8 protein-coding genes are annotated in these 6,472 nt (G+C 65.8%); 7 read left to right on the top strand and 1 reads right to left on the bottom strand.

The window, feature by feature from the left end:
- The 5 genes from QZY06_RS13660 to QZY06_RS13640 all read left to right on the top strand — a co-directional run.
- On the top strand, window positions 1–1,273 hold a 1,273-nt coding region (locus QZY06_RS13660), incomplete at its 5' end, for a M61 family metallopeptidase (protein ID WP_295685402.1).
- The gene (locus QZY06_RS13655; protein WP_295685399.1) at window positions 1,273–1,692 is read left to right on the top strand and encodes a GFA family protein; all 420 of its coding nucleotides are present in this window, start codon (window positions 1,273–1,275) and stop codon (window positions 1,690–1,692) included. The genes QZY06_RS13660 and QZY06_RS13655, both read left to right, overlap by 1 nt.
- A 27-nt stretch (window positions 1,693–1,719) precedes the next feature.
- Complete coding sequence (gene plsY / locus QZY06_RS13650; protein WP_295685397.1) at window positions 1,720–2,388, top strand: glycerol-3-phosphate 1-O-acyltransferase PlsY; 669 nt, start codon at window positions 1,720–1,722, stop codon at window positions 2,386–2,388.
- The gene (locus QZY06_RS13645) at window positions 2,385–3,395 is read left to right on the top strand and encodes a biotin--[acetyl-CoA-carboxylase] ligase (protein ID WP_295685393.1); all 1,011 of its coding nucleotides are present in this window, start codon (window positions 2,385–2,387) and stop codon (window positions 3,393–3,395) included. The genes plsY and QZY06_RS13645 overlap by 4 nt, the downstream gene beginning before the upstream one ends.
- Window positions 3,392–4,129: a type III pantothenate kinase gene (locus QZY06_RS13640; RefSeq protein WP_295685390.1), complete on the top strand. Its 738-nt coding sequence runs from the start codon at window positions 3,392–3,394 to the stop codon at window positions 4,127–4,129. The genes QZY06_RS13645 and QZY06_RS13640 overlap by 4 nt, the downstream gene beginning before the upstream one ends.
- Before the next feature lie 12 nt (window positions 4,130–4,141).
- On the opposite strand, the gene QZY06_RS13635 is transcribed toward QZY06_RS13640, so the two are convergent.
- Window positions 4,142–4,390 (bottom strand): DUF1272 domain-containing protein, encoded by a 249-nt coding sequence (locus tag QZY06_RS13635; RefSeq protein WP_295685387.1) that lies wholly within the window; start codon window positions 4,388–4,390, stop codon window positions 4,142–4,144.
- Window positions 4,391–4,507: 117 nt separating this feature from the next.
- On the opposite strand from QZY06_RS13635, the gene QZY06_RS13630 reads away from it, so the two are divergent.
- Together QZY06_RS13630 and QZY06_RS13625 are read left to right on the top strand one after the other, a co-directional pair.
- Entirely contained in the window at window positions 4,508–4,882 is a 375-nt protein-coding gene (locus tag QZY06_RS13630) for a limonene-1,2-epoxide hydrolase family protein (RefSeq protein WP_295685384.1), read from the top strand.
- Between the two features lie 420 nt (window positions 4,883–5,302).
- The coding region (locus QZY06_RS13625; RefSeq protein WP_295685381.1) for an NAD(P)/FAD-dependent oxidoreductase at window positions 5,303–6,472 on the top strand (1,170 nt) is incomplete at its 3' end.

Raw genomic sequence — 6,472 nt, 5'->3', positions numbered from 1 at the left:
TGTCGAGATGGCCGCGTTCCAGCAGGTTGCCTTCGATGTCGATGGCGTGCCACACAGGCTGATCCTGTCCGGCCGCTGCGAGCCCGACCTGCCGCGCCTCGCTGCCGACATCACCCGCATCTGCCATGTGCAGCGCGAGTTGTTCGGCCAGCAGCCGGCGATGGACCAGTACCTGTTCCTGACCCAAGTCACCGGCAACGGTTACGGCGGCCTTGAACACCGCACCTCGACGGCGCTGGTCACCGCGCGCGATGCCCTGCCGCGCCCGGGCATGCCTGGCCTGCGCAAGGGTTATCGCGGCTTTCTCGGCCTGGTCAGCCACGAATATTTCCATCTGTGGAACGTCAAGCGGATCACTGCCGCGCGCTTCGCGGACAACGATCTCAGTGCCGAGGCCTACAGCGAAGACCTCTGGGCCTACGAGGGCGTCACGTCGTACTACGACGATCTGATGCTGCTGCGCGCCGGACTGATCGACGCGCCGGTCTATCTCGATCTGGTCGCCGAAGCGGCGACCCGTCTGGCGCGCACGCCGGGCCGTTTCGTGCAGACGCTGGCCGATGCCAGCTTCGAGGCCTGGATCAAGTACTACCAGCCGGACGAGCAGACGCCGAACGCGGCGGTGAACTACTACGTCAAGGGCGCGCTGGTGACGCTCTGTCTGGACCTGTGGCTGCGTCGTCATTCGAGCGTGAACATGGATGACGTGATGCGCGCGCTCTGGCAGCGCTATGGCAGCCGCGATGTCGGCGTGCCGGAAGGCGGACTCGAAGCGATCGCCGCCGAGATTTCCGGCCTCAATCTGGACTTGCCGCTCGACGCCTGGCTGCGTTCGACCACCGAGCTGCCGATGACCGAATTGCTCGCCGAGTTCGGCGTCGCCGCGATCCTGCGCAACAGCAGCGGCGCCAGCGATGAAGGCGGGCGCAGCGAATCGAAGCACACGCCGCCGGTCACGCTGGGTCTTAACTTGCGTGCGGGCGAAACGACGGTCGCCACGGTGTTCAGCGGCGGCGCAGCCGAAGGCGCGGGACTCGCGGCCGGTGATCAGCTGCTGGCGATCGATGGCCTCAAGCTCACCGCCGGCAACTGGGCCAATCGCATGGAAACCCTGCGGCCGGGCGTGACGGTGACGCTGGCCTTCTTCCGGGGTGACGAACTGCTCAGTGCGGCGATCACGCCGATCGCGCCAGTCCCCGATGCCTGGACCCTGAGCCTCGCCGACGTTGCCGGCGAAGTGCTGACACGCCGGCAGGCGTGGCTGGGCGTCTGATGCATACCGGCAGCTGCCTCTGCGGCGGCATCCAGTTCCGCATTGATGCCGTGCTGGTGCCGATCCAGGTCTGCCATTGCTCGCAATGCCGCAAGGCCCAGGGCGGGCCGTTCGCGACCAATACGCCGGTGTCGGAAGCGTCGTTCCAATTGCTTGCCGGCGCCGAGCTGCTGACTTCGTTCGAGTCGTCGCCAGGCAAGCAGCGCTTCTTCTGCCGCCGCTGCGGCTCGCCGATCTACAGCAGCAAGGCCAGCCTGCCGGGTGTGCTGCGGATCAGGGTCGGGCTGATCGACGAGCCCTTGTCGGTGGCCATCGAAGCCCACTTCCAGACCGGCTCGAAAGCGGGCTGGTGGCCGATCACCGATGGCCTGCCGCAGTTCGAAGAAAGTCGGCCTCCAGCTGCGAAGCCGCCCGGCTGATCCGCCCATTCGCAAGACCTTCGATCGATGCTTGAACTGATTCTCAAATTCCTTGCTGCCTACCTGCTCGGCGGTGTCATGGGCGGCGACGTGATGCGTCGCCTCGCCGGTGGCGACGATCTGCGCGGCAGCGGTTCCGGCAATGTCGGTGCGACCAATGCGCTGCGCACCCGGGGCGCGAAGTTCGCACTCGGCGTGCTGGCGATCGATATCGGCAAGGGCGTGCTCGCGGCACTGGCGCTGCCGTTGATTCCGCTGTCTTGGCCGCTGCCCGGCGGCGACCCTGTGCTGAGCCAGGCAATCCCCTACGCCTGCGGCTTGGGCGCGGCGCTTGGTCACTGCTATCCGGTGTTCCAGAAGTTCAAGGGCGGCAAGGGCGTGGCGACCTTGGCCGGCGTGTTCGGCGCACTGCTGCCGGCCGCCTTGCCGTGGCTGATCCTGGCGTTCGCGCTGGTGGTGATGCTGAGCGGCTATGTGAGCCTCGCGTCGATCGCCGGCGGCACCGCTGCGCTGCTGTACGTCAGCTGTTTCGGCAATGGCTTCTGGTCGCTGGCTGGCGGCTTCACGGCGGCGATGCTGGCGCTGATCCTGTTCAAGCATCGCGACAACATCGGCCGCCTGTTCGCCGGCACCGAGTCGCGCTTCGAGAAGGCACGCCTGCTCGGCAAGCTGTTCGATCGCGCACCGCGCGCATGACCCGCGCGCTAGACGACGCAGCGCTGCTGCCGCTGGCCGATGCGCTGGCCGCCGGCGATTGGCTGTCTGGCGAAGCATTGGCGGCAACCGCGGGCGTCAGCCGCGCCGCGCTAGCCAAACGCGTCGCCCAGATCGAAGCCTGGGGCCTCGATATCGAAGCGCGGCCCGGTCTCGGCTACCGGCTGACCGCGCCGCTGGAGCGGCTTGACGCCGCGGCGATTCGCGCCGGCCTTTCGCGGGAATCGGCAGCGCGGCTGGCCGGGCTCGATGTGGCGCTCCGGGTCGATTCGACCAATCAGCGTCTGATCGAAGCTGCTTCGTCAGCCGATCCGCAGGCGCTGTTCGCCGAAGCGCAGACAGCCGGCCGTGGTCGCCGTGGCCGTGACTGGCGCTCGCCGTTCGGCGCCAATCTGTATCTGTCGCTAGCCTGGAGCTTCGCCGGCTGGCCACCGAAGCTCGGTACCTTGCCGCTCGCGGTCGGTGTCGCCACAGCGCGTGCGCTGGCGACGTGCGGTGTGCCGGGCGTGCAACTCAAATGGCCGAACGATTTGCGCATCGGCGACGCCAAACTCGGCGGCATCCTGATCGAAAGCCGCAGCGAGATTGGCGGCGCCTGCCGGGTGATCATCGGCCTCGGCCTCAATATCGCGATGACGGCCGGGCAGGGTGCCAATCTCGAACAAGCCTGGACCTCGGTGCACGCAACGCAGCTCGCCGCCAGCCGGCCGGCCGCTTCCCGCAATGCCTTGGCGACGGCCGTGCTCGACAGCCTGCTCGCCGCGCTCGCGCAGTTCGAGCAGGACGGCTTCGCCAGCTTCCTCGCCGACTGGAATCGCCTCGATCTCGCTGCCGGCCGTGCCGTGCGCATCGAAGGCGCGACGATGCTCGAAGGCCAGGCCTGCGGCATCGATCCGGATGGCGCGCTGATCGTCGAAAGCGCCGACGGCCAACGCCATCACGTCCATGCCGGCGAAGTCAGCCTGCGTCTGCCGGCTGCCGCCGCATGAGCGACGCGGCCACGCGGCTGTTGATCGATGTCGGCAACAGCCGGCTGAAATGGGCGCTGGCCGACGATCACGCCATGCTCGGGCCAGCACAGGCATTGGCCCATGGCGGTGATCCGGCGTCAGTCGTTGAACTGCTGCCCTTGTCGGCCAGCGTTCGCGAGGCCTGGATCGCCAACGTCACCGGCGAAGCGCATGGCGAGCGGTTGGCTGCGGCGCTGGCGGTGCGCCATCACTTGAGCCCGCGTTTCGCGAAGCCGATCGAGGGTCTGCAAGGCTTGCGAATCGCTTACGACGATCCGTCCCGCCTCGGCGTCGATCGCTGGCTGGCGCTGCTTGCGGCCTGGTCGCGAGACCGAGCCGCGGCCTGCGTGGTCAGCGCCGGCACCGCGCTGACTTTCGATGCTGTCGACGAGCGCGGCCAGCACCTCGGCGGCATCATCGCCTCCGGCCTGACCACGGCGCAGCAGGCCGTGCTCGGTGCCACCCGCTTCGCGGCCGCCGGCCCTGCATTCCAGTACACCGCAGGCCTCGGCAGCGATACCGAAGCCTGCGTGCGTCAGGGCGCGCTGCACGCCTGCGTGGGGCTGGTGGAACGCCTGGCCGCCCGTTACGGCGGCCAGCGCCGCTATCTCACCGGCGGCGATGCCGAGACCTTGCGTCTGCATCTGTCCGGTGACTGGATCGTGGTGCCGGATCTGGTGCTTGAAGGTTTGCAGCAGTCAGCGTCTAGCTGATCGTTGCGGGAGCTAGGGCAGCGTCCCGCAGCCCGCCGGCTTCAGCACGCGAACCTTGGAGCCTGGATGCGAGGCCAGCTTGAGCAGTGGCCGCCGCGGCCGGGCCAGCAGTTCGCCACCGCAGTTCGGGCAACGGCCGTGCAGCACTTCCGTCGCGCAGCTATGGCAGAACGTGCATTCGAACGAGCAGATGCGCGCCTGATCGGAATCCGGCGGCAGATCGCGGTCGCAGCATTCGCAGTTCGGTCTGAGTTCGAGCATGGCGGCTGTCTCCTGAGGGCGATCACTGCGGGTGAGGGCGATCCCGCTGGTTTCGAAGCGGTGGTTGCAGGCTAGCATCCAGCCTGTCCCCAGCGCGTCACTCTCAGGAGAACAACCATGACCAATCAACAGATCGTCGAAGCCTTCATTGCCAACTGGCCGAAGGCCGAGCGTTTCTATCCCTGCGTTCGCGAGTATTTCACGGCCGATTGCCTGTACGAAAACATCGGCGTGTCGAAGACCACCGGGCCGGAGGAAGCGATCGCCTGGTTCACGATGATGAGCACGCAGCTGCCGTTCGTCTCGATCGGTGTCGACATGCTGGCGATCGCCGCCGTTGGCGATACGGTGATGACCGAACGCATCGATTACCTCAAGGACAAGGACGGCAACACGCTGCTGACGATTCCGCTGATGGGCATCTTCAAGTTGCGCGACGGCAAGATCTGCGAATGGCGCGACTACTTCGACACTACGCCCTTCAAAGGCTGATCAGAGTCAGATAAAGGGCTGACCCCTGATGTCGCCTGCCCGCTCATTCGGGTGGGGGGCAACGTGCGGCTGCACGCTTAAGGTTAGCCACATAGCAGGTCAGCCTAGATAGAACCGTGGCCATCACGGCATGACAGGGTCTGTTGACATTACTTTGGTCACTGCGGCGGAGGTCGTTTTTGCCCAGTGCAACGAACGAGGAGCGGCCAATGGTTGTTCCATTGGCGCGACGAGAGAGGCAGCAATGGACAAAAACGATCCCGCCCCGAAGGGTTGCGGCCAAAAAGTCGCCGGGACTTCGTTGCGAACCTTGACCATAGGTGGCTATGGCCTGCGGTTCGCGCCTCGCCCGGCGGCTTTTTGACTCGCAACGCAGTGACCGAAGCAATGTAAGCAGGCCCTACAGCGAGGAGAGAACGCATGAGTCAGGTCCAGTCCGCAGCGAAGCAGGTGGATGCAGTGGTGGTCGGCGCCGGTTTTGCCGGCATGTACGGCATCCAGCGCCTGCGCGAGAAAGGCCTGAAGGTGCAGGGCTTCGAAGCCGGGCACAGCGTCGGCGGCACCTGGTACTGGAACCGCTATCCGGGCGCCCGTGTCGACAGCCAGGCCTACATCTACCAGTACTGGTTCTCCGACGAGCTGATCAAGGAATGGGACTGGAGCGAACGCTTCCCGGCCCAGCCGGAGACCGAGAAGTACCTGAACCACGTCGCCGACAAGTTCGAGATCCGCAAGGACTTCAAGTTCGAGACCAAGGTCGAGGCCGCGAAGTGGGATGACGCCGCCAAGCGCTGGATGGTGACCACCGACAAGGGCGACGTGGTCAGCGCCCAGTTCCTGCTGATGAGCACGGGTGGTCTGTCCGCGCCGCTGGTGCCGCCGTTCAAGCATCACGAGAAATTCAAGGGTCAGATCATTCATACCGGCCGCTGGCCAAAGGACGGTATCGATTTCGCCGGCAAGAAAGTCGCCGTGATCGGCACCGGCGCCACCGGCATCCAGGTGATCCAGACCATCGCCTCGAAGGTCGGCCAGCTGACCGTCTACCAGCGCACCGCGAATTACACGATTCCGATGCGCAACCCGAAGTACGACGATGCCGACCGTGCCGGGCTCAAGGCCGGCGCCAAGGCGATGCATCAGCGAGTCAACAGCACCTTCGCCGGTTTCGATTACGACTGGCAGGCCACCGATCTGATGGCGATGGGCCCAGAAGCACGCGAGGCCCAGCTCGACGAATGGTTCGCCGACGGCTCGCTGGGTTTCTGGATCGGTTCGATCCAGGGCGTGCTGATGGATGAAAGCATCAACGCGGTGTTCTCGGATTTCGTCAAGCGGAAGATCCGCGCCCGCGTCCATGATCCGAAGGTTGCCGACCTGCTGGTGCCGGACGATCACGGTTTCGGCACTCGCCGCGTGCCGCTGGAAACCAAGTATTACGAGGCCTTCAACCAGCCGAACGTGAAGCTGATCAGCGTCAAGAAGACGCCGATCGTCGAGTTCACCGAGCGCGGCATCCGCACCACCGAAGGCGAGCAGGAACTGGATATCGTCATCTTCGCCACCGGCTTCGATGCCGGCACCGGCGCG

It is taken from the genome of uncultured Nevskia sp. (genome assembly GCF_903885465.1).
In the GTDB taxonomy this organism is placed as follows: Bacteria; Pseudomonadota; Gammaproteobacteria; order Nevskiales; family Nevskiaceae; genus Nevskia.
The sequence above is the reverse complement of the archived record's forward strand: the minus strand, read 5'-3'. Positions and strand labels throughout refer to the sequence as shown.

What these genes read in the sequence shown, in the direction of transcription:
- QZY06_RS13655 (WP_295685399.1), top strand. Translation starts at nt 1,273, where the DNA reads ATGCATACCGGCAGCTGCCTCTGCGGCGGCATCCAGTTCCGCATTGAT.
- plsY (WP_295685397.1), top strand. Translation starts at nt 1,720, where the DNA reads ATGCTTGAACTGATTCTCAAATTCCTTGCTGCCTACCTGCTCGGCGGT.
- QZY06_RS13645 (WP_295685393.1), top strand. Translation starts at nt 2,385, where the DNA reads ATGACCCGCGCGCTAGACGACGCAGCGCTGCTGCCGCTGGCCGATGCG.
- QZY06_RS13640 (WP_295685390.1), top strand. Translation starts at nt 3,392, where the DNA reads ATGAGCGACGCGGCCACGCGGCTGTTGATCGATGTCGGCAACAGCCGG.
- QZY06_RS13635 (WP_295685387.1), bottom strand. Translation starts at nt 4,390, where the DNA reads ATGCTCGAACTCAGACCGAACTGCGAATGCTGCGACCGCGATCTGCCG.
- QZY06_RS13630 (WP_295685384.1), top strand. Translation starts at nt 4,508, where the DNA reads ATGACCAATCAACAGATCGTCGAAGCCTTCATTGCCAACTGGCCGAAG.